This is a genomic window from Streptomyces thermoalcalitolerans (assembly GCF_039525155.1).
Classification (GTDB): Bacteria; Actinomycetota; Actinomycetes; order Streptomycetales; family Streptomycetaceae; genus Streptomyces; species Streptomyces thermovulgaris.
In genome coordinates this window covers 1-19,379 of record NZ_BAAAHG010000023.1, presented here as the reverse complement: position 1 = coordinate 19,379, position 19,379 = coordinate 1, and the positions used below count along the sequence as shown (strand labels likewise).

Genomic DNA, 19,379 nt, shown 5'->3' with positions numbered 1-19,379 from the left:
CGACCGCTCCGTGCCGGTCGCCGTCAGCCGACGTCAACCGTCATCAGCTGTCGTCAGTCGTCGGTCACCGGGGTCGACGGCCGTTTCGCGGTGCCCGGGTGGGAGCGCAGCTCCTCGTTGCACTGATAGCGGCGCAACGGGGTGCCGTCCGGACCGCCGAGGACCACGGAGCCGTCGCCCTCGGCGGCCGCCGAGTCCGACAGCGTGCAGACGATCTGCGCGAGGGCGTACGGGGTGAGGCTTTCCGGCGCGGTGCTCAGCCGGAGCGCTTCCCCGGGGTCCTTGGGACGCGGCCCGGTGACGGTCAGACCGTCGGGGACGTGCGTGGCGTACCCGGCCGCCGACTCCTCGGCCGACGGCGGCACGGCGAGCTGGTCGAGCAGCCCCTGCGCCACGAGCACACGCCGCCGTGCGTCCGCCGTGTTCTCCGGTACCTCCACCGTCCGGTCGACGGTCATCAGCGACGAGCCGCACAGCAGGAACAGCCGTACGGACACTCCGGGCGAGGGCCGCGCGGCCGTGCTCGGCTGGGACAGCGAGCAGGGCACGCGGGAGGGTGCGGCGCCGAAGTCCGTGGGCACCTCGGTGGGGCGGATCCCGCAGCCGGTGAGCAGCAGGGCCAGGGCGGGGAGCGCCGGCAGGAGGCGGCGTACGTTCATCGGGTCTCCCCCTTCGAGCTGTTCTCCTCGTCCGTGCCGTCGCCCTCGCCGCCGTCTTTTCCGGGCCCCTTCCCGCCGTTCTTGCCGGTGTCCTCGCCCTTGCCCGTGTCCCTGCTCGTGTCCTTCTTGTCGCTCCTGTCGTCGCCCTCGTTGCCGCCCTTGCCGTTCTCCTGGCGTCCCTCCGCCTGCTGCGCCGCGAGGGCCGAGGCGTCCCGCGGCAGGCGCAGCGTGAACACCGCACCGCCGTCCGGGGCGTTGCCCGCGCTGATGTCACCGCCGTGGATGTGGGCGTTGTTCAGGGCGATCGACAGGCCGAGGCCACTGCCCTCGGAACGCGGCCGGGAGGCACTCGCCTTGTAGAACCGGTCGAAGACGTGCGGCAGGACCTCATCCGGGATGCCGGGGCCGTGGTCGCGGACCTGGATGACGATCTCGTCGTCCTCCTCACGGACCGACACCCGCACCGGCGAGCCGCCGTGCTTGAGCGCGTTGCCGATGAGGTTGGCGAGGATGACGTCCAGGCGGCGCGGGTCGAGACGGGCGTGGATGCCGCGCTCGGCGTCCAGCTCGACCGCGTCCAGCCAGGCGCGGGCGTCGATGCAGGCGGTGATCTGGTCGGCGATGTCGACGTCGTCCAGGACGAGACGGGCCGTGCCCGCGTCGAAGCGGGTGACCTCCATCAGGTTCTCGACCAGGTCGTTCAGCCGCCGGGTCTCGCTGATCACGAGTCGGACCGCGGGCTGGACCATCGGGTCGATGCCGCCGCCCTCGGACTCCAGCTCCTCCTCCAGCACCTCCGTCACGGCGGTGATGGCGGTCAGCGGCGTACGCAGCTCATGGCTCATGTCCGCCACGAAGCGGCGGGAGGCCTCGTCGCGGGCGGCCATGTCGGCGACCCGCTTCTCCAGGGCCTCGGCCGCTTTGTTGAACGTGCGGGACAGATCGGCGAGTTCGTCGGTGCCGGACACCCTCAGCCGGGTGTCGAGCTTGCCCTCGCCGAGCCGGCGCGCGGCGACTCCGAGCCGGTGCACCGGCTTCAGCACGGTCGTGGCGGCGGCCTGGGCGAGCAGCGCGGCGCCGATCAGCGCCAGGCCGGTGGCGATGCCCAGTGACCAGGCCAGCGAGTTGAGGTCCTTGGCCTCCGGCTCCAGCGACTTGAGCATGTAGCCGGTCGGACCGCCCCCGACCACCTTGGTGCCGGCCACGAGGTACGGCGTGCCGTGCAGGATGATCCGCTGCCAGTACAGGTGGTACGGCGACTTGTTGGCCGGAGACAGCGGCTGACGCTTGTTCACCGCGGTGCGCAGGGACTCGGGCACGTCCTCGAGCGAGAAGCCGCTCAGGCCGCCGGAGTGGCCGTACACCGTGCGCCCGCTCGCGTCCTGGGCGACCAGCAGCACCCGGAAGCGCTGGTTGCCGCCCGCCATCTGACCGGCGGTGTACTGCAACTGGTCCTGTGCCGGGTGCACCGGCAGCGCGCCCGCGCGGTACTGCATCTCCCGCTGGAAGTCGCGCAGCACCGCGTCCTGCGCGCGGGTCAGCACCGCCTCGCGGTTGAGCCAGTACGCGATCCCCGAGGCCGACACGGCGGCGGTCAGCGCGACCAGCGCGAAGACGACGACCAGCCGCAGCCGCAGGCTGGTGAACCGCAGCCGGGACAGTGCTCCCTTGCGCTCCGCGATCCAGCCGCGGAGCCCTTCTCGCTCGTTCGTCACTGAGGCGCGTCCAGGCGGTAACCGACTCCACGCACGGTACGGATCAGGGTCGGGGACGACGGCACGTCCTCGACCTTGGCACGCAGCCGCTGCACACAGGCGTCCACGAGCCGCGAGTCGCCGAGGTAGTCGTGCTCCCACACCAGCCGCAGCAGCTGCTGCCGGGACAGCTCCTGCCCGGGCCGCCGGCTCAGCTCCAGCAGCAGTCTGAGCTCGGTCGGGGTCAGCTGCAGCTCCTTGCCGTTCTTCGTCACCGTCATCGCCGCACGGTCGATGACGATGTTGCCGAAGGTGGCCGTGTCGTTCGCCTCCCGCTCGCCACGCCGCAGCACCGCCCGGATCCGGGCGTCCAGCACCCGGCCCTGGACCGGTTTGACAACGTAGTCATCCGCTCCGGACTCCAGCCCGACCACCACGTCGATGTCGTCGCTGCGCGCGGTGAGCAGGATGATCGGCAGCTGGTCCGTGCGCCGGATGCGCCGGCAGACCTCGAATCCGTCGATGCCGGGCAGCATCACGTCCAGCACGATCAGGTCCGGCCGCTGCTCGCGCAGCATCTTCAGACCGTCCTCACCGCTGGCAGCGGTGGCCACCCGGTGCCCCTGGCGCGTCAGCGAGAGCTCCAGGGCCGTCCGGATGGCGTCGTCGTCCTCAATCAGCAACAAGGAAGGCACGCGCCTCATTCTGTCGCATACGGGAGGGGGATTCGACACCCGGACGGCCACGTCCCGGCAGCACCGCGCCGGGGCCCCTGTGACAGGCCTGTGACAGTCGGCGGACACGGCCATGAAGTCGCGCGGGCAGGATTTTCGGCACAGGCAGGGAAGCACGACGGAACAGACGGAACGCCGGAAGTTCACGACGGGGGGCGCGGGATGAGCATGCTGCACAGCACCAGCAACAGCGCAGTGGTCACGCGTCTGCACGACGTGACCCGGTCTTCGGAGAGGTCCGGTGCCGGGGGGAGCACCTCCCTGATCGAACGGGGAGGACGGGGGTGCGCTCGCGGCGCCGGGCGTCAGCACACCGTGTGCAGGACGGTGGTTGACGCGCACACGGGGGAGCCGCACGGGGGAGCCGCGTACGGGGAGGCCTCGGGGGAGCGCCGCACCTCGTCGGAGGTGGAGTTCACCGCCTACGTCCAGGAGCGTCGCGCCTCCCTGTACGCCACCGCCTACCACCTCACCGGCGATCGCTTCGAGGCCGAGGACCTGCTGCAGAGCGCGCTGTTCTCGACCTACCGGGCGTGGGACCGGATCAGTGACAAGGCGGCCGTCGGCGGATACCTCCGCCGCACCATGACCAACCTGCACATCAGCGCCTGGCGGCGCCGCAAGCTCAACGAGTACCCGACCGAGGAACTGCCGGAGACGCCCAGCGACACGGACGCCATGCGCGGCACCGAACTGCGCGCCGTCCTGTGGCAGGCGCTGGCCCGGCTGCCCGAACTCCAGCGCACCATGCTGGTCCTGCGCTACTACGAGGGCCGCACGGACCCGGAGATCGCGGACATCCTCGGCATCAGCGTCGGCACGGTGAAGTCCAGCATCTGGCGGTCGCTCCGCCGGCTGCGCGAGGACGAGGTCCTCAGCTTCGGCCGTGACGAGGAGGAGTCCTTCGGCGAGCTCGTCGCCTGAACCGGCCGAAGGACAGGGGGGAACAGGGGGAATCGGGGGGAACCTGGGGAACCGAGGGGGGAAACCGGGGGAACTGGAAACGGGGGACCGGAAAAACGGGGGAAGAACGGGGGACACGGGGGAACGATCACGGGGGAATGTGGGGGGAACACCGAGGAGCGGGGCTGGAAGGCCGGGGGTCCTTCCAGCCCCGCTTCCGCATGTGCGCGTGAGCGCACGGCACAGGGGCACATGCGGCACGCGCGACACATGCAGCACATGCGTCACGCGTGCCACGTATCTCCGCGTGCCGTACGCCGTCTCAGGCCGCCGTCCGCGTCCGGGCCTGCCGTCCCGCGGCCGCTGCCGCCGCCAGCCGGCCCAGGGCCTCGTCCCGGCCGCAGGGATGGGCGCCCAGGGCGACCTGACGGGCGATGATCGACCGCTCGGCACGCATCAGCCGCCAGCCGCGGCGCAGCAGGAACGGCACCGACTTGCGGCCCTCCTTCAGATCCCGCAGAAAACGCCGGCGGAAGGTGGTGACCGGCCCGCGGGACAGGCACAGCGCGTCGGCCAGGACGCCCAACTCCCGGCAGCGCTCCACGATCTCGGCGGCGAAGATGCCCTCCGCGACGAACAGCGGGGCACGGCCGAGGTGCAGCGGCCTCTCACCGGTACGGGCGCTCCGGGCGAGGTCGTAGACCGGGACCGTCGTGCTGCCCGTGGTGCACAGCCGGGTGATCGCCTCCACCGCGGCGTCCGCGTCCCACGAGCCGGGGTGGTCCCAGTCGATGTCCGAGCTCCCCGCCACCAGGGGCAGGGTGGGGTCGTCGCCCTCCTTGTAGAAGTCGTCGAGACGCAGCACGGGCAGCCCGCAGCGGGCGGCGACCATGGATTTGCCCGAGCCCGAGGGGCCACAGAGCAGCACGACACGAGCGGGTGGCGGCAGAGGAGAACTCACGGGGGACCAGTCTGGCGCATGGCGGTGCGCCTGCCGCACCCGCGGGTCGGATGTGGAGTGTGAGCCCCACCTCAACGACCCGCGTGCCGACTGTTTTGCTCCGTTTTGTTCTGTATGCCAGAAGGTGGCATCAGCGATGGCCCGACACGCCTCTCCCGGTACCCCGCCGCGTAGCGGGCGGTGATTGCTCTCGCGACCACTGGAGCGGCGCTGGACGCGACGCAGCGACGACACACGTGTCCCCGGCCGGCTTCGGTCGGCGCGGTACTGGTGGTCGGCCGGGCGGTAGGGCGCGGGGAGAGCCACGCTCCTCTGCACGGCCGGGAAGCATGGTTCTCGTGGCCCTGGCCGTCAGGCTGTTCTGCCGAGGTGGGTGACCAGGATGCGGATCACCTGCTCTTCGATGATGCAGAGCACGCGGTAGTTCCCGATGAAGATCACGGAAGATGTGGCAGGGCATCCGGCCGAGGGGCAGATGTTCCTGAGCCGCGCGGTCGCGGCACTCGCGCCGCGGATCGTGGCCGACATCGCGGCCGAGCAGCGGGCGAGCGGCGACGCGTAGGTGGTGAAGCGGGCACCGAGAAGTGAACAAGGCTTCAGATGCAGGAGGTCACGGCGGGGTATGCCGGAGGGATCTTCAACGGGCCGAAGCTCCGCAGGGTGTACCTGTCCGATCCTCAGCACAGCGTTCCGTTCATCGGAAGCAAGGACATGCTCGTCGCCGACTTGGGCGGGGTTCCCCGGATCAGGAAGAGGGACGCCGAGTCGAGGCAGCCGCATTATCTGAAGCTTGAAGCCGGGATGACCTTGATCGCCTGCTCGGGGTTCAACGCCGGGCGGAGAGCATATGCGCGTCCGGACATGGCGCCGTTCGGCTCATTGGGCAGCGTCAGGCGTTCTGGCTGCGACCGGAAGGGCGCTGGGGTTGTTCCACGGCCGTTCCGGAACAGATGCCGCCTTACAGGGAGCCCTTCTTGAGTCCGTCGACGAAGGGCTGCCAGGCCGTGCTGCCCAGTATCAGGACAGGGCCGGTCGTGTCCTTGCTGTCACGAACAGGGACCGCATCGGCGAAGTCGTCGCAGACCTCGACGCAAGCGTCCCCTTGCTGGTTTCCGCTGTAGGAGGATTTGCGCCAGCGGATGGTGCTCAGGTCCCGAGTGGCTCGCATGGTTTGTACGTCTCCATCGTCGCTGTGATCAGCGCTGCTGACTCCCCTGGTGGGAGGGCGTTGGCCTTCATCAGATCGAACTCTCGCACACGTTGCGTGACGGTCTCCCGATCGTCGAAGATCTCGCCGTTCCGCGGTCCTTCCTGGTACACGGTCGTCGAGTTGTCCGGAAGCGTCAGCAAGATGAGTGTGCCGCTCATCAGGATGCATGCGCCCGCTTCAAACGGGACGACCCTGGATCGTTGCGTGGCGCGTCTCTACCAGCGGCAGCAAGGCCGTGAGTTGCTCACACATCACCGCCGGGATGAAGCCAACCGCAAGGAGGACCTGGCACTGGCACGGCTAGAGGAGGCCATAACAGGCTGAGCCACCCATCCCGGAACGGCCATGGAACAACCCCAGGGCCGTTTCAGGTGCCGCTTTACAGGGAGCCTTCCTTCAGGCCGTTGATGAATGGCTGCCAGGCCGTTTCGCCCAGAACCAGGACAGGGCCGGTCGTGTCTTTGCTGTCACGGACGGGGACTGTGCCGGGGAAATCGTCGGAGACCTCGACGCATTCGTCTCCGGCCTGGTTGCCGCTGAACGAAGACTTGCGCCAGCGGGCGGTGCTCAGGTCTGGGGTGACTCGCATGACTCGTACGTCTCCATCGTCGCTTGGATCAACTCTGCGGACTCCCTTGGTGAGAGAGCGCAGACCTTCATTCGATCGTAGTCCCGCACGCGCTGCATGAAGGTCTCCCGGTCGTCGAAGATTTCGCCGTTTCTGGGCCCTTCCTGGTAGACGGTGGTGGAGTTGTCAGGCAGTGTCAGCAGGATGAGTGTGCCGAGCATCAGGGAGCACGCACCAGCCTCGAACGGTACGACTTGGATGGTCGTGCGGCGCGTTTCCATCAGCGGTAGCAAGGCCGCGAGTTGCTCCCGCATCACCGCTGGGCCACCCACAGCTTGTTGCAGGGCTGCCTCGTTGATGGTCCACCAGAGGTCCGGAGGGCAGTCCCGTCGCAAGATCTCCTGACGGCCGAGCCGAGCTGCTGTGAGGCTGTCGATCGCCTCGGGACTGATGCCGGCCTCTCCCTTGGCAAACAGCGCGCGCATGTATGCCTCGGTCTGGAGCAGCCCGGGAATCAGGCTTGCATTGAACGCCTGAATCCGTACCGCCCTCGCCTCCAACTCCAGGCAATGATCGAACCGCCGAGGCGTGTGCTCCCGCTTCACCACCCCCCACAGCCCCCGGAACAACTCCCCCGTTCCAAAGGCAGCATCCAGCTTCTCCGACAGTGGCGGCAAGGGCAGCCGCTCTCCGGTCTCCACCCCGTGCAGGTGCGTCTTGCTGTAGTTGACGATGTCCGAGAGCCGGTCCAGCGACAGGCCGGCGAGTTGACGCTGGCGGCGGAGTTCCACGCCGTACAGGTTGCGGGCGGACTGGGCAGGGTCGAGATCGCGGGAGGACTGGGCCATGACGGGACTCCTTTCCCGGGCGGTGTGCCATTCCTTGTCCCTGAGGGGACGTCACCACCTCCCTCACGGTAGCCACTTTTGGTGACCGTCTGGGTGCTTATTGTGAGAGTGGGCAGGTCGGAGCCGTTCCGAAACCGCGTTGGGAACGGCGTTCCCCTGTCCAACAGCGACAGCACATCGTGACGCTGGGGGTGCAAACAGCAAGAACACGCAGGAGGCACCCTTGGCACCCCAGAGGCGTACGACGAAGGATGTGGTGGCTCGTCCCCCTCGTCCCGACCGCGCGGCCATCACCGCCGCCGCGCAGGCGCACGCCGACAAGCAGGCGGCCGCGCGGGACGAGGCCCGGCTTCCGGTCGGTCAACTCGCCCACGACACACGGCGTGAGCAACGTGGCATCGTCATGGATCACCTCGACGGGTTCGTATGGCTCCGCCCGGTCGGCGGCGGCACGGAGTGGACGGCGCTGCCCGGGGACGTGCGGCCCCTGGACGTCCGGGGGCAGGAGGACCTGCTGCGGGCGCGGGTGGCCCGCGCCAACGCCCGCAGCAGAGGGGAGGTGCTCTGAGCCGTGAGGGGAGCGGTGCGGACCCTGTGTGATCGGTTGAGGGCGCGTTGCCGACGGGGCGTTCTGAAATGTTCCGTGACACGGCTGTCGGCGCATGTGCCGTAGGGGTACCCGTGTGCGCGTGCGCGGGGACAGGCGCGGCGGGTACGGGGGGAGGAGGTCAAGGTCGACTGCCGGCCGCGCGTCACACGGCACGGAGGTGCGACCCGGACCGCGCTCGGGCGGTGAGACGACGCCATGGCAGAAGGGCCGCGGCTCCTCGGACGGAGAGGAGCCGCGGCCCTGTTCAGGCGGTCACCGCCATGGCGCGGTGAGCGGCCGTCAGTACGACGAGCCGGAGGCGCCCAGGGCGCCCGTGGGGTGCCAGACCGTCTTCGTCTCCAGGAAGGCCGTCAGGCGGTCGGTGCCGGGAGTCGCGAAGTAATCCACAGGCTGTGGACGCAGAACGCGCTTGAGGTTGTCCGCCGCCGCGATCTCCAGTTCCCTGGCCAGGTCCTCGTCGGCGCCCGTCAGGTCGATCGCGTTGACGTCCTGGTGGGCGGCGAGGGGCGCGGCGATCTCCGCCGTACGGCCGGACAGGATGTTGACGACACCGCCGGGCAGGTCGGAGGTGGCCAGGACCTCGCTCAGGGAGAGGGCGGGCAGAGGCGACTTCTCGGAGGCCACGACGACCGCCGTGTTGCCGGTCGCGATCACCGGGGCGATCACCGAGACCAGGCCCAGGAACGACGACTCCTGGGGGGCCAGGACCGCCACGACACCCGTCGGTTCCGGTGTGGAGAGGTTGAAGAACGGGCCCGCCACCGGGTTGCCGCCGCCCACCACCTGGGCGATCTTGTCGGTCCAGCCCGCGTACCAGACCCAGCGGTCGATCGCCGCGTCCACCTGGGCGGCCGCCTTCGCCCGCGACAGGCCCTCGGCGTCGGCCACTTCGCGCACGAACTGCTCGCGGCGGCCCTCCAGCATCTCCGCGATGCGGTACAGGATCTGGCCCCGGTTGTACGCCGTCGCACCCGACCACGGCCCGAACGCCTTGCGCGCCGCCACGACCGCGTCACGGGCGTCCTTGCGGGAGGACAGCGGTACGTTCGCCAGCCAGTTGCCCTTGCCCGCCGCGCCAGCGGCTGATGTCTTCGCGGTCACCTCGTACACCCGGCCGCTCTCGGAACGCGGGAACTTCCCGCCGATGTACAGCTTGTAGGTCTTGAAGACCGGCAGTCGGGACGCGGTCTTTTCCGTCTTATCGGACATCGAGGTACGCCTCCAGACCGTGGCGGCCGCCCTCGCGGCCGAAGCCCGACTCCTTGTAGCCGCCGAAGGGCGAGGTCGGGTCGAACTTGTTGAATGTGTTGGACCAGATCACGCCCGCGCGGAGCCTGTTCGCCACCGCCAGCATCCGCGACCCCTTCTCGGTCCAGATGCCCGCCGACAGACCGTACGGCGTGTTGTTGGCCTTGGCGACGGCCTCCTCCGGGGTGCGGAAGGTGAGGACGGACAGCACCGGGCCGAAGATCTCCTCGCGGGCGATGGTGTGCGCCTGGGTGACGTTCGTGAAGAGCGTCGGGGCGAACCAGTAGCCGGAGGAGGGGAGTTCGCAGGCCGGCGACCAGCGCTCGGCACCCTCCGCCTCGCCCTGGTCGGCGAGCGCGGTGATCCGGGCCAGCTGCTCGGCGGAGTTGATCGCGCCGATGTCGGTGTTCTTGTCCAGCGGATCGCCCAGGCGCAGGGTGGAGATCCTGCGCTTGAGGGCGTCGAGCAGTTCGTCGTGGACCGACTCCTGGACCAGCAGACGCGAGCCAGCGCAGCAGACCTGCCCCTGGTTGAAGAAGATCCCGTTGACGATGCCCTCGACGGCCTGGTCGATCGGCGCGTCGTCGAAGACGATGTTGGCGCCCTTGCCGCCCAGTTCCAGGGTCAGCTTCTTGCGGGTGCCCGCGACCGTGCGGGCGATCTCCTTGCCGACGGCCGTGGAGCCGGTGAAGGCGACCTTGTCCACGTCCGGGTGCGCGACGAGCGCGGCGCCCGCGTCGCCGTAGCCCGGAAGGATGTTGACGACCCCCTTGGGCAGACCGGCCTGACGGCAGATGTCCGCGAAGAACAGCGCGGAGAGGGGAGTGGTCTCGGCGGGCTTGAGCACGACCGTGTTGCCGGTCGCGAGCGCCGGGGCGATCTTCCACGCCAGCATCAGCAGCGGGAAGTTCCAGGGGATGACCTGGCCGGCCACGCCCAGCGGCTTCGGGTCCGGGCCGAAGCCGGCGTGCTCGAGCTTGTCCGCCCAGCCGGCGTAGTAGAAGAAGTGCGCGGCGACCAGCGGGAGGTCCACATCGCGGGTCTCCCTGATCGGCTTGCCGTTGTCCAGCGTCTCCAGGACCGCCAGTTCCCGGCTGCGCTCCTGGATGATGCGCGCGATGCGGAAGAGGTACTTGGCGCGCTCGGAGCCGGGCAGCGCCGACCACGTCCCAAACGCCTTGCGGGCGGCCCTCACCGCGCGGTCGACGTCCTCCTCCTTGGCCTGGGCGACCTCGGAGAGGACCTCCTCGGTGCTCGGGCTGATCGTCTTGAAGACCTTGCCGTCGGCGGCCTCGGTGAACTCCCCGTCGATGAACAGGCCGTAGGACGGGGCGATGTCGACGATCGCGCGCGACTCGGGCGCGGGTGCGTACTCGAATGCCATGGTGATCAGTCCACCGTCACGTAGTCGGGGCCGGAGTAGCGGCCGGTGGCCAGCTTCTGGCGCTGCATCAGCAGATCGTTCAGGAGCGAGGAGGCGCCGAAGCGGAACCAGCGGTTGTCCAGCCAGTCCTCGCCGACGGTCTCGTTGACCAGGACGAGGTATTTGATCGCGTCCTTGGCGGTACGGATGCCGCCAGCCGGCTTCACCCCGACCTGCACGCCGGTCTGCGCCCGGAAGTCACGGACGGCCTCCAGCATCAGCAGGGTGCCCGCCGGGGTGGCGTTGACGGCGACCTTGCCGGTGGAGGTCTTGATGAAGTCGGCGCCCGCCAGCATGGCGAGCCAGCTCGCCCGGCGGATGTTGTCGTACGTCGACAGCTCGCCGGTCTCGAAGATGACCTTCAGCCGGGCCTTCGTCCCGCAGGCCTCCTTCACGGCGGCGATCTCGTCGTACACCTTCAGATAGTCGCCGGCGAGGAACGCTCCGCGGTCGATGACCATGTCGATCTCGTCGGCGCCCGCGGCGACCGCCTCGCGCACGTCCGCCAGCTTGACGCTCAGCGGGGCGCGGCCGGCCGGGAAGGCGGTGGCGACCGAGGCGACCTTCACGTCCGAGCCGGCGACGGCCTGCTTGGCGGCGGCCACCATGTCGGGGTAGACGCAGACGGCCGCGACGGTGGGGGCCGTACGGTCCGTCGGATCGGGGTGGACCGCCTTGGCGCCGAGCGCCCGGACCTTGCCCGGGGTGTCCGCGCCTTCCAGCGTCGTCAGGTCGACCATCGAGATGGCGAGATCGAGGGCATAGGCCTTCGCGGTGGTCTTGATGGAACGGGTGCCGAGCGAGGCGGCGCGCGCCTCCAGGCCGACCGCGTCGACGCCGGGCAGCCCATGGAGGAAACGGCGCAGCGTGCTGTTGGACGCGGTGACGTCGGCAAGTGCGGCGGGTGCTGTGGTGGGCATGGTCACCAGGCGAGCATATCTACGCGCGTAGCGGCTGTACAGCCCTCGGGCCCTGTCGTCACCTTCCCGTTGTCCGCCGTCCGCCTTCCCGTTTCCCCGCCTCGGGACCTTCCCGTTTCCCTGCCCTGGGACCTTCCCGCTTCCCCGCCCTGGGGCGGGGCACCGCGGATGAACCGCGTTCCGGGGCGTCGGGCACAATCGGGGCCATGACGACGCCCGACCACGAGCCCACCGAGCCGCAGCCCCAGAGCCCCGAGTCCGAGGACCGGGTCTTCCGGTCGTCCGCAGGCATCGCGGGCGGGGTTCTGATGCTCGCCATCATCGGCTGGCTGGGCATCGACGCGCTGGTCGCCGGCCGGGGCCGCACCCCCTGGCTGGCGCTCGCCGGGATGCTGCTCATCGTGCCGCTCGTGGTCGCCTTCACCCTGCGGCCCGCCGTGTACGCCAACGCCGAGCGGCTGCGGATCCGCAACCCCTTCCGCGTGATCGTGCTGCCCTGGGGCCAGATCTCCGGCCTGCGCTCCGGCTACTCCAACGAGGTCCTCGACCGGTCCGGCACCAAGTACCAGCTGTGGGCGTTGCCCGTGTCCCTGCGGGCACGCAAGCGGGCCGCCCGGCAGCAGGCGCGGGCCGCCGCCTCGGGCGAGCGCGAGGCGAGCCGTGCGGTGCGGGCCGGGACCGGCGGGCATCGCGCCGGCGCCTTCGGTTTCGGAGGTCCGGGGCGCGGAGCGGGCGCCGGGCACGACGGGCCCATCCGCGCGGAGACCGACCAGTACATGGACGACCTGCGTGAGATGCAGGAACGGTACGAGAACGCCGAGTCCGCCCAGGGCGAGGCGAGCGTCCGCTGGGCGTACGAGGTCATCGGGCCGGCGGCGGCCGGTGCGGTGGTGCTGGCGATTCTGCTGGCGGTGGGGTGACGGGCGCGCCGACGGTTCGGGAAAACGGCTTGGAGTAAAACGTTTTAGAACGTTTTAGAGCAAAAGGGGTGCCCCCTCCGTGTGAGGGGCACCCCTTCCGCTGTACCGATACGGTCGTGGGTCAGATGCCGGCGGCCGTGGACAGATCCCGCTTGATCGACTCCAGGAGGCCGGTGGCCCGGGCACGGGCCGACGGGAGGTCGGCGCGTGTCGCCACCGGGATCACCACCTCCAGGTAGCACTTCAGCTTGGGCTCCGTGCCGCTGGGGCGGACGACCACGCGGGCGCCGTCGAGGGTGTAGCGGAGGCCGTCCGTGGGCGGCAGGGTGCCGATGCCCCGGGCGAGGTCCTCGGAGCGGAGGACGGGCAGGCCCGCGAGCGCGGTCGGGGGCTGCTCGCGCAGACGGCGCATCGCGTCGGCGATCAGCGAGAGGTCCTGGACCCGGACCGAGAGCTGGTCGGTGGCGTGCAGGCCGTGCTCGACGGCGAGGTCGTCGAGCAGGTCCAGGAGGGTGCGGCCCTCCTGCTTGAGCCGCGAGGCCAGTTCCGTGATCAGCAGGGCGGCGGTGATGCCGTCCTTGTCGCGTACGCCGTCGGGATCGACGCAGTAGCCGAGGGCCTCCTCGTAGCCGTAGCGCAGGCCCTCCACACGGGCGATCCACTTGAAGCCGGTGAGGGTCTCCTCGTAGGGCAGGCCCGCCTTCTCGGCGATGCGGCCGAGGAGGGAGGACGACACGATCGACTCCGCGAATGTGCCGGTGGCCCCCCGGGCGACCAGATGAGCGCCCAGAAGCGCGCCGACCTCGTCGCCGCGCAGCATGCGCCAGTCCGCGCCGTCCTTGACCGCCACGGCGCAGCGGTCCGCGTCCGGGTCGTTGGCGATGACCAGGTCGGGGTCGGTCTCACGGGCCTTCGCGAACGCCAGGTCCATCGCGCCGGGCTCCTCCGGGTTGGGGAAGGCCACGGTCGGGAAGTCCGGGTCCGGGTCCGCCTGTTCGGGGACCAGGTCGGGGACGGGGAAACCGGCGCGGGCGAAGGCGGCGAGGAAGGTGTCCTTGCCGACCCCGTGCATCGCCGTGTAGACGGTGCGGGCGGTGCGGGGGGAGCCGGGGTCCAGCACGGCGTCCGTACGGGCGAGATAGGCCTCGAGGATCTCCTCGCCGAGCACCTCCCAGCCGGAGTCCGGACGGGGGACGGCGGAGAGGGTGGTGATCGCGTCGATCTCGGCGGCGATGCCGGTGTCCGCCGGGGGGACGATCTGGGAGCCGTCGCCCAGGTAGACCTTGTAGCCGTTGTCGCGGGGCGGGTTGTGGCTGGCGGTGACCGTCACCCCGGCGACCGCGCCGAGGTGCCGGACGGCGAAGGCGAGGACGGGGGTGGGGAGGGGACGGGGGAGGAGGGCGGCGCGGAAGCCGGCGCCGGTCATGACGGCGGCGGTGTCGCGGGCGAAGTCCTCGGACTTGTGACGGGCGTCGTAGCCGATGACGACCAGACCGCCGGCGTGACCGTTCTTGGTGAGGTACGCGGCGAGACCGGCGGCGGCGCGGATGACGACGGAACGGTTCATGCGCAGCGGGCCGGCGCCGAGTTCGCCGCGCAGGCCGGCGGTGCCGAACTGGAGGGTGCCGGAGAAACGGGCGGCGAGTTCCTCGGTGTCCTCGGCGTCGATGAGGCGGGCGAGTTCGGCGCGGGTGTCCGGGTCGGGGTCCTCGGCGAGCCACGCCTTGGCCCTTGCCATGAGGTCGTCGTGCACGTTTCCGTCAGCCTCTCGTGTCGTGGTGCGGGTGCCTTGGGCGGTGCCGGCCGGGGCCCGCGATGCGTGGGCGGGGCGGGACTGTGTATGGACTATGGGGCGTCCGGTCCGCCGCGCACGGGCGGACCGCCCCGGGCCGCGCCGGCCGGACCGGGCGGGGACAAAGGGGTACGACGGGCTGCCGACGCACCCCCACGGCCCCTCCCGCCGTCCCGCCGTCGTGGCGGACGTCGTCGTGTACCCCGGTGGACGGATGTCCTTCGTCCTCGTGGACGGGGTCCTTACAGACGGTCCAGTACCTGGGCCAGGAGGGAGCCCATGCGGGCGGCGCTGTCCCGGCCCGCCTGGAGGACCTCCTCGTGGTTGAGGGGTTCGCCGGTCATGCCGGCGGCGAGGTTGGTGACCAGGGAGATGCCGAGGACCTCGGCGCCGGCCTCACGGGCGGCGATGGCCTCCAGGACCGTGGACATGCCGACCAGGTCCGCGCCGATGGTGCGGGCCATGCGGATCTCGGCCGGCGTCTCGTAGTGCGGGCCGGGGAACTGGGCGTAGACGCCCTCCTCGAGGGTGGGGTCGACCTCCTTGCACAGGGCGCGCAGGCGGGGGGAGTAGAGGTCGGTGAGGTCGACGAAGTTGGCGCCGACGATCGGGGAGACGGCCGTCAGGTTGATGTGGTCGCTGATCAGCACGGGCTGACCGGGGCGCATGCCCTCGCGCAGACCGCCGCAGCCGTTGGTGAGCACGATCGTCTTGCATCCGGCCGAGACGGCGGTGCGTACGCCGTGGGCCACGGCGGCCACGCCCCGGCCCTCGTAGTAGTGGGTACGGCCGAGGAAGACCAGGGCGCGCTTGTTCCCGATGGCGTACGAGCGGATCCTGCCGCCGTGACCCTCCACCGCCGGCGGCGGGAATCCGGGCAGCTCGGTGACCTGGAGCTCGGCGTCGGGGGTCCCCAGGGCGTCGACGGCCGGGGCCCAGCCGGAGCCCATCACGAGGGCGACGTCGTGGGTCTCGACACCGGTGAGTTCCCGCAGGCGCGAGGCGGCGGCGTCGGCGGCGGCGTAGGGGTCGCCCTGGAGGTCGTCCGGAAGTAGAGATGCGTTCACGTCGTTGAGAGTAGCCGGTCTTTGCCTACGCGCGTAGATGCTGGAGGGCGCGGGAGGGCGATCGTTGTCTTGTCGTTTCCGACGGGAGACGGACAAGGGGACGGAAGGGAGACGAGAGAGAGGAGACGAGAGGGGAGAGGACGAGGGGCGGGCGAGGGGGAGAGGAGGGGGAGAGGACGAGGGGCGGGCGAGGGGGAGAGGAGGGGGAGAGGACGAGGGGCGGGCGAGGGGGAGAGGAGGGGGAGAGGACGAGGGGCGGGGCGAGGTGCGCCGGAGACGGTCCTCGGACGGGTGGTCCTCCCGCGGGAGACGACCGGTCAGCACGGTCTTTTGCGCAGCTCCATCACATAGTCGTGGGGCGCTCCCGCCGATTCCGCCGCGTCGGCGATCTCGCCGAGGTAGCGGGCGGAGGGAAGGCCGCCCTCGTAGGCGTTGAGGACATAGGCCCAGGCGGGCTCCTCGCCGTCCAGGGTGTGCACGCGGACGCGGGTGCGCCGGTAGAGGCCCAGCCCCACGCCCACCCAGCGGTCGAGGGACTCCTCGTCCATCGGGGCGATGTCGTACAGCGCGACGAAGACCTGGGAGAGCGGGTCCTCGACGAGCGTCGCCAGCGCACCCTCCCAGCCCAGGTGCTCACCGCCGAAGGTCAGCCGCCAGCCGTTCAGCCACCCCGTGGCACGCAGCGGTGAGTGCGGGGCGCGGCGGGACATCAGCCGCGCGTCGAGGTTGCCGGCGTACGCGGCGTAGAGCGACATGGGTCGAGCGTACGGCAGCCGTGCACTCACCTCACCGATCTCAGGGACAACGGCGGACGGATCTCGGGAACGACGGCAAGCGGATCTCGGGAACGACGGCGGACGGTCCGGTCCTGCCCCGGGGCGGTCACACCTCGAACAGTGCGAGACAATGGAGGACGTGACTCGGATCGTGATCATCGGTGGTGGACCCGGCGGATACGAGGCGGCGCTGGTGGCGGCGCAACTCGGCGCGGAGGTGACCGTCGTCGACTGCGACGGCCTGGGCGGAGCGTCGGTGCTGACCGACTGTGTGCCGTCGAAGACGCTCATCGCGACGGCCGAGGTGATGACCACCTTCGACTCGTCGTACCGGGAGCTGGGAATCGTCGTCGCCGACGACACCCCTCCGATGGAGCAGCCCGCCCGGGTGGTGGGTGTCGACCTGGCGAAGGTCAACCGCCGTGTGAAACGGCTGGCACTGGCCCAGTCCCACGACATCACCGCGGCCGTGACACGCGCTGGCGCCCGGGTGGTGCGCGGGCGCGGCCGGCTGGAGGGCACGCAGGCGCTCGACGGGTCACGGAAGGTCGTCGTCACGATGGCGGACGGCGGCGAGGAGACCTTCACCGCGGACGCGGTGCTCATCGCGACCGGCGGTCACCCGCGCGAACTGCCCGACGCCCGGCCGGACGGGGAGCGCATCCTGAACTGGACTCAGGTCTACGACCTCACCGAGCTTCCCGAGGAGCTCATCGTGGTGGGGTCCGGTGTGACCGGCGCGGAGTTCGCCGGCGCCTACCAGGCGCTCGGCTCGAAGGTCACGCTGGTGTCCTCCCGGGACCGTGTGCTGCCGGGTGAGGACCCGGACGCGGCGGCCGTGCTGGAGGACGTCTTCCGGCGTCGCGGCATGAACGTCATGGCGCGCTCGCGGGCCGCCTCGGCCAAACGGGTCGGGGACCGGGTGGAGGTGACGCTGTCCGACGGACGTGTCATCACCGGCACCCACTGCCTGATGGCGGTCGGCGCCGTTCCGAACACCGCGGGGCTCGGCCTGGAGGAAGCCGGTGTCAAGCTGCGCGAGTCCGGTCACATCTGGACCGACAAGGTGTCGCGGACCACGGCCCCGGGCGTGTACGCGGCCGGTGACGTGACCGGTGTCCTCGCGCTCGCGTCGGTGGCGGCGATGCAGGGACGTATCGCCATGTACCACTTCCTGGGCAGCGCGGTGGCCCCGCTGAACCTCAAGACGGTCTCGGCCAACGTCTTCACCGACCCCGAGATCGCCACCGTCGGCTACAGCCAGGCCGATGTGGACGCCGGCAAGATCGACGCCCGCTGCGTCAAGCTCCCGCTGCTGCGCAACCCGCGCGCCAAGATGCAGGGCATCCGGGACGGCTTCGTCAAGATCTTCTGCCGTCCGGGCACGGGCATCGTGGTCGGCGGTGTGGTCGTGGCGCCGCGCGCCTCGGAACTCATCCATCCCATCTCGATCGCCGTCGACAACAATCTGACGGTCGAACAGGTCGCGAACGCCTTCACCGTCTACCCCTCCCTGTCGGGCTCGATCGCCGAGGTGGCCCGGCAATTGCACACGCGCAAGACGTCGGGCGGCTGAAGGAGCCGGGACGACGCTTCGGACGGCCGGAGCCCGAGGTGCGGGACGCGGTGTCCTATACCACTTTGTGCCCCGCTGTGCGAACAACTTCTGTTATTCGGCGCAAACCGCTGAAAGCAGACGGTCGTCGGCGTTACTGTCAGTTTCGTGTTCGCTGCTGAACGTCGCCAACTGATCCTCGAAATGGTGCGAGCGAACGGTGCCGTGTCGCTCCGTGAGCTCGCCCGCGTCGTCCAGACCTCCGAAGTGACCGTACGGCGGGACGTGCGGGCACTGGAGGCCGAAGGACTGCTCGACCGCCGGCACGGCGGTGCGGTGCTCCCGGGCGGGTTCACCCGGGAGGCCGGCTTCCCGCAGAAGTCGCACCTCGCGACCGCGGAGAAGACGGCCATCGCCGATCTCGCCGCGGGACTCGTCGAAGAGGGCGAGGCGATCGTCGTCGGAGCGGGGACGACCACGCAGGAACTGGCACGTCGGCTCGCCCGGGTGCCCGGCCTGACCGTCGTCACCAACTCCCTCCTGGTCGCCCAGGCACTGGCCCACGCCAACCGGGTGGAGGTCGTGATGACCGGCGGCACGCTGCGCGGCTCCAACTACGCGCTCGTCGGCTCCGGAGCCGAGCAGTCGCTGCACGGCCTGAGGGTGTCCAAGGCCTTCATCTCCGGAAGCGGTCTGACCGCCGAGCGGGGGCTGTCCACCTCCAACATGCTGTCGGCGTCCGTCGACCGGGCCCTCGTCCAGGCCGCCGCGGAGGTCGTGGTCCTCGCCGACCACACCAAGCTCGGTACGGACACGATGTTCCAGACGGTGCCGACCGAGCTCATCACCCGCCTGGTGACGGACGATCCCCCGGCCCACGACGACCGCGCGGCCACCGAACTCCAGGCCCTGGCCGACCAGGGCGTCCAGATCTCCGTGGCGGGCGGGGCCGGGACCTCGGCGGCCGACAAGTCCCCGGCGCGCGGCGACCGCCGCCGGGACGTCTCCCTCCCGGGGCCGCGCCGCAACCAGCCTCCGGGCGCGAGTCTCCGCCCGACGTCCCTGGGCGGCGACCAGGCCGGGGGGACGGAACGGCCGACGGCCAGGGTGGCGGATCTGCGGAGGCGGTGAGGGTCGGCGAAGGACCTCGACGCATGGGGCCTGCCCGCGGGGACGGCGGGTCATGACCTGAGCCGCTCGGCTCTCGAAGCACCACGACACGGCGCCCGGCGTACCGCGTCTGCGGTGCGCCGGGCGCCGTGATGTTCGAGGGCTTCGCCTGGACGGCCGGTGGGGCCCGGCGGGTCCCGTGACGGGACGGCAGGAGCGCCGTGCTGTTGTGGGTTCAGCCTCCCGGGAGCTTCAGCAGGCGCTGTGGCCAGCCCTTGACTGGCGTGTGGTCAGTCTTTGATGTCGCAGATGGGGGCGCCGGAGGTGAGGGCGGTGCCGACCTGGGCGGTGAGGTTGGTGACGGTGCCGGATTTGTGGGCG

Annotated in this window: 20 protein-coding genes; 6 read left to right on the top strand and 14 right to left on the bottom strand. The window is 70.5% G+C overall.

The window, feature by feature from the left end; all coding sequences use genetic code 11:
* Positions 1-53: 53 nt before the first annotated feature.
* From ABD224_RS15295 to afsQ1, 3 genes are read right to left on the bottom strand one after another with little or no spacing between them, the layout of a single operon-like run.
* Positions 54-659, bottom strand: coding sequence for a hypothetical protein (locus tag ABD224_RS15295; RefSeq protein WP_344050119.1), 606 nt, complete (start codon positions 657-659; stop codon positions 54-56).
* Positions 656-2,374, bottom strand: a complete 1,719-nt coding sequence (locus ABD224_RS15290; RefSeq protein ID WP_344050118.1) for an ATP-binding protein — start codon at positions 2,372-2,374, stop codon at positions 656-658. Before ABD224_RS15290 ends, ABD224_RS15295 begins: the two co-directional genes overlap by 4 nt.
* Complete coding sequence (gene afsQ1 / locus ABD224_RS15285; RefSeq protein ID WP_344050117.1) at positions 2,371-3,048, bottom strand: two-component system response regulator AfsQ1; 678 nt, start codon at positions 3,046-3,048, stop codon at positions 2,371-2,373. The genes ABD224_RS15290 and afsQ1 overlap by 4 nt, the downstream gene beginning before the upstream one ends.
* A 201-nt stretch (positions 3,049-3,249) precedes the next feature.
* Here afsQ1 and ABD224_RS15280 point away from each other — a divergent pair, with 201 nt between their 5' ends.
* Positions 3,250-4,011 (top strand): SigE family RNA polymerase sigma factor, encoded by a 762-nt coding sequence (locus ABD224_RS15280; RefSeq protein WP_344050116.1) that lies wholly within the window; start codon positions 3,250-3,252, stop codon positions 4,009-4,011.
* A gap of 301 nt (positions 4,012-4,312) precedes the next feature.
* Here ABD224_RS15280 and ABD224_RS15275 read toward each other — a convergent pair whose 3' ends face one another.
* Positions 4,313-4,918, bottom strand: a complete 606-nt coding sequence (locus ABD224_RS15275; RefSeq protein ID WP_425580983.1) for a uridine kinase family protein — start codon at positions 4,916-4,918, stop codon at positions 4,313-4,315.
* Positions 4,919-5,381: 463 nt separating this feature from the next.
* Between ABD224_RS15275 and ABD224_RS15270 the strand changes: the two genes are divergently transcribed.
* Entirely contained in the window at positions 5,382-5,513 is a 132-nt protein-coding gene (locus ABD224_RS15270; protein ID WP_344050114.1) for a hypothetical protein, read from the top strand.
* A 396-nt stretch (positions 5,514-5,909) separates the two neighbouring features.
* Here ABD224_RS15270 and ABD224_RS15265 read toward each other — a convergent pair whose 3' ends face one another.
* The 4 genes from ABD224_RS15265 to ABD224_RS15255 all read right to left on the bottom strand — a co-directional run bounded on the left by ABD224_RS15265 (position 5,910) and on the right by ABD224_RS15255 (position 7,577).
* Positions 5,910-6,119 carry a DUF397 domain-containing protein gene (locus ABD224_RS15265; RefSeq protein ID WP_344050113.1) on the bottom strand — a complete coding sequence of 70 codons (210 nt, stop codon included), beginning with the start codon at positions 6,117-6,119 and terminating at the stop codon, positions 5,910-5,912.
* Positions 6,098-6,319, bottom strand: coding sequence for a Scr1 family TA system antitoxin-like transcriptional regulator (locus ABD224_RS29450; RefSeq protein WP_425580982.1), 222 nt, complete (start codon positions 6,317-6,319; stop codon positions 6,098-6,100). Before ABD224_RS29450 ends, ABD224_RS15265 begins: the two co-directional genes overlap by 22 nt.
* Before the next feature lie 221 nt (positions 6,320-6,540).
* Positions 6,541-6,750, bottom strand: coding sequence for a DUF397 domain-containing protein (locus ABD224_RS15260; RefSeq protein ID WP_344050112.1), 210 nt, complete (start codon positions 6,748-6,750; stop codon positions 6,541-6,543).
* On the bottom strand, positions 6,729-7,577 hold the full coding sequence (locus tag ABD224_RS15255; protein ID WP_344050111.1) for a helix-turn-helix domain-containing protein: 849 nt from the start codon (positions 7,575-7,577) through the stop codon (positions 6,729-6,731). The genes ABD224_RS15260 and ABD224_RS15255 overlap by 22 nt, the downstream gene beginning before the upstream one ends.
* Positions 7,578-7,800: 223 nt before the next feature.
* Between ABD224_RS15255 and ABD224_RS15250 the strand changes: the two genes are divergently transcribed.
* On the top strand, positions 7,801-8,145 hold the full coding sequence (locus tag ABD224_RS15250; RefSeq protein WP_344050110.1) for a hypothetical protein: 345 nt from the start codon (positions 7,801-7,803) through the stop codon (positions 8,143-8,145).
* Between the two features lie 321 nt (positions 8,146-8,466).
* Here the strand turns inward: ABD224_RS15250 and ABD224_RS15245 are convergent, their stop codons facing one another.
* The 3 genes from ABD224_RS15245 to deoC are packed head-to-tail and all read right to left on the bottom strand — an operon-like array spanning position 8,467 to position 11,778.
* Positions 8,467-9,396 carry an aldehyde dehydrogenase family protein gene (locus ABD224_RS15245; RefSeq protein WP_344050109.1) on the bottom strand — a complete coding sequence of 310 codons (930 nt, stop codon included), beginning with the start codon at positions 9,394-9,396 and terminating at the stop codon, positions 8,467-8,469.
* Positions 9,386-10,819 (bottom strand): aldehyde dehydrogenase family protein, encoded by a 1,434-nt coding sequence (locus ABD224_RS15240; RefSeq protein ID WP_344050108.1) that lies wholly within the window; start codon positions 10,817-10,819, stop codon positions 9,386-9,388. The genes ABD224_RS15245 and ABD224_RS15240 overlap by 11 nt, the downstream gene beginning before the upstream one ends.
* A gap of 5 nt (positions 10,820-10,824) precedes the next feature.
* Positions 10,825-11,778 carry a deoxyribose-phosphate aldolase gene (gene deoC / locus ABD224_RS15235; protein WP_344050170.1) on the bottom strand — a complete coding sequence of 318 codons (954 nt, stop codon included), beginning with the start codon at positions 11,776-11,778 and terminating at the stop codon, positions 10,825-10,827.
* Positions 11,779-11,984: 206 nt separating this feature from the next.
* On the opposite strand from deoC, the gene ABD224_RS15230 reads away from it, so the two are divergent.
* Positions 11,985-12,698 (top strand): PH domain-containing protein, encoded by a 714-nt coding sequence (locus tag ABD224_RS15230; protein WP_344050107.1) that lies wholly within the window; start codon positions 11,985-11,987, stop codon positions 12,696-12,698.
* Positions 12,699-12,819: 121 nt separating this feature from the next.
* Here the strand turns inward: ABD224_RS15230 and ABD224_RS15225 are convergent, their stop codons facing one another.
* The 3 genes from ABD224_RS15225 to ABD224_RS15215 form a co-directional block, all read right to left on the bottom strand.
* Positions 12,820-14,451, bottom strand: a complete 1,632-nt coding sequence (locus tag ABD224_RS15225) for a phospho-sugar mutase (protein ID WP_344050106.1) — start codon at positions 14,449-14,451, stop codon at positions 12,820-12,822.
* A 281-nt stretch (positions 14,452-14,732) separates the two neighbouring features.
* Positions 14,733-15,557: a purine-nucleoside phosphorylase gene (locus tag ABD224_RS15220; RefSeq protein WP_344050105.1), complete on the bottom strand. Its 825-nt coding sequence runs from the start codon at positions 15,555-15,557 to the stop codon at positions 14,733-14,735.
* A 317-nt stretch (positions 15,558-15,874) separates the two neighbouring features.
* Positions 15,875-16,312: a gamma-glutamylcyclotransferase family protein gene (locus ABD224_RS15215; RefSeq protein ID WP_067394341.1), complete on the bottom strand. Its 438-nt coding sequence runs from the start codon at positions 16,310-16,312 to the stop codon at positions 15,875-15,877.
* 151 nt (positions 16,313-16,463) lie between these two features.
* Between ABD224_RS15215 and ABD224_RS15210 the strand changes: the two genes are divergently transcribed.
* Together ABD224_RS15210 and ABD224_RS15205 are read left to right on the top strand one after the other, a co-directional pair.
* Positions 16,464-17,909: an NAD(P)H-quinone dehydrogenase gene (locus tag ABD224_RS15210; protein ID WP_344050104.1), complete on the top strand. Its 1,446-nt coding sequence runs from the start codon at positions 16,464-16,466 to the stop codon at positions 17,907-17,909.
* Between the two features lie 147 nt (positions 17,910-18,056).
* The gene (locus ABD224_RS15205) at positions 18,057-19,019 is read left to right on the top strand and encodes a DeoR/GlpR family DNA-binding transcription regulator (RefSeq protein WP_344050103.1); all 963 of its coding nucleotides are present in this window, start codon (positions 18,057-18,059) and stop codon (positions 19,017-19,019) included.
* Positions 19,020-19,379 lie beyond the last annotated feature (360 nt).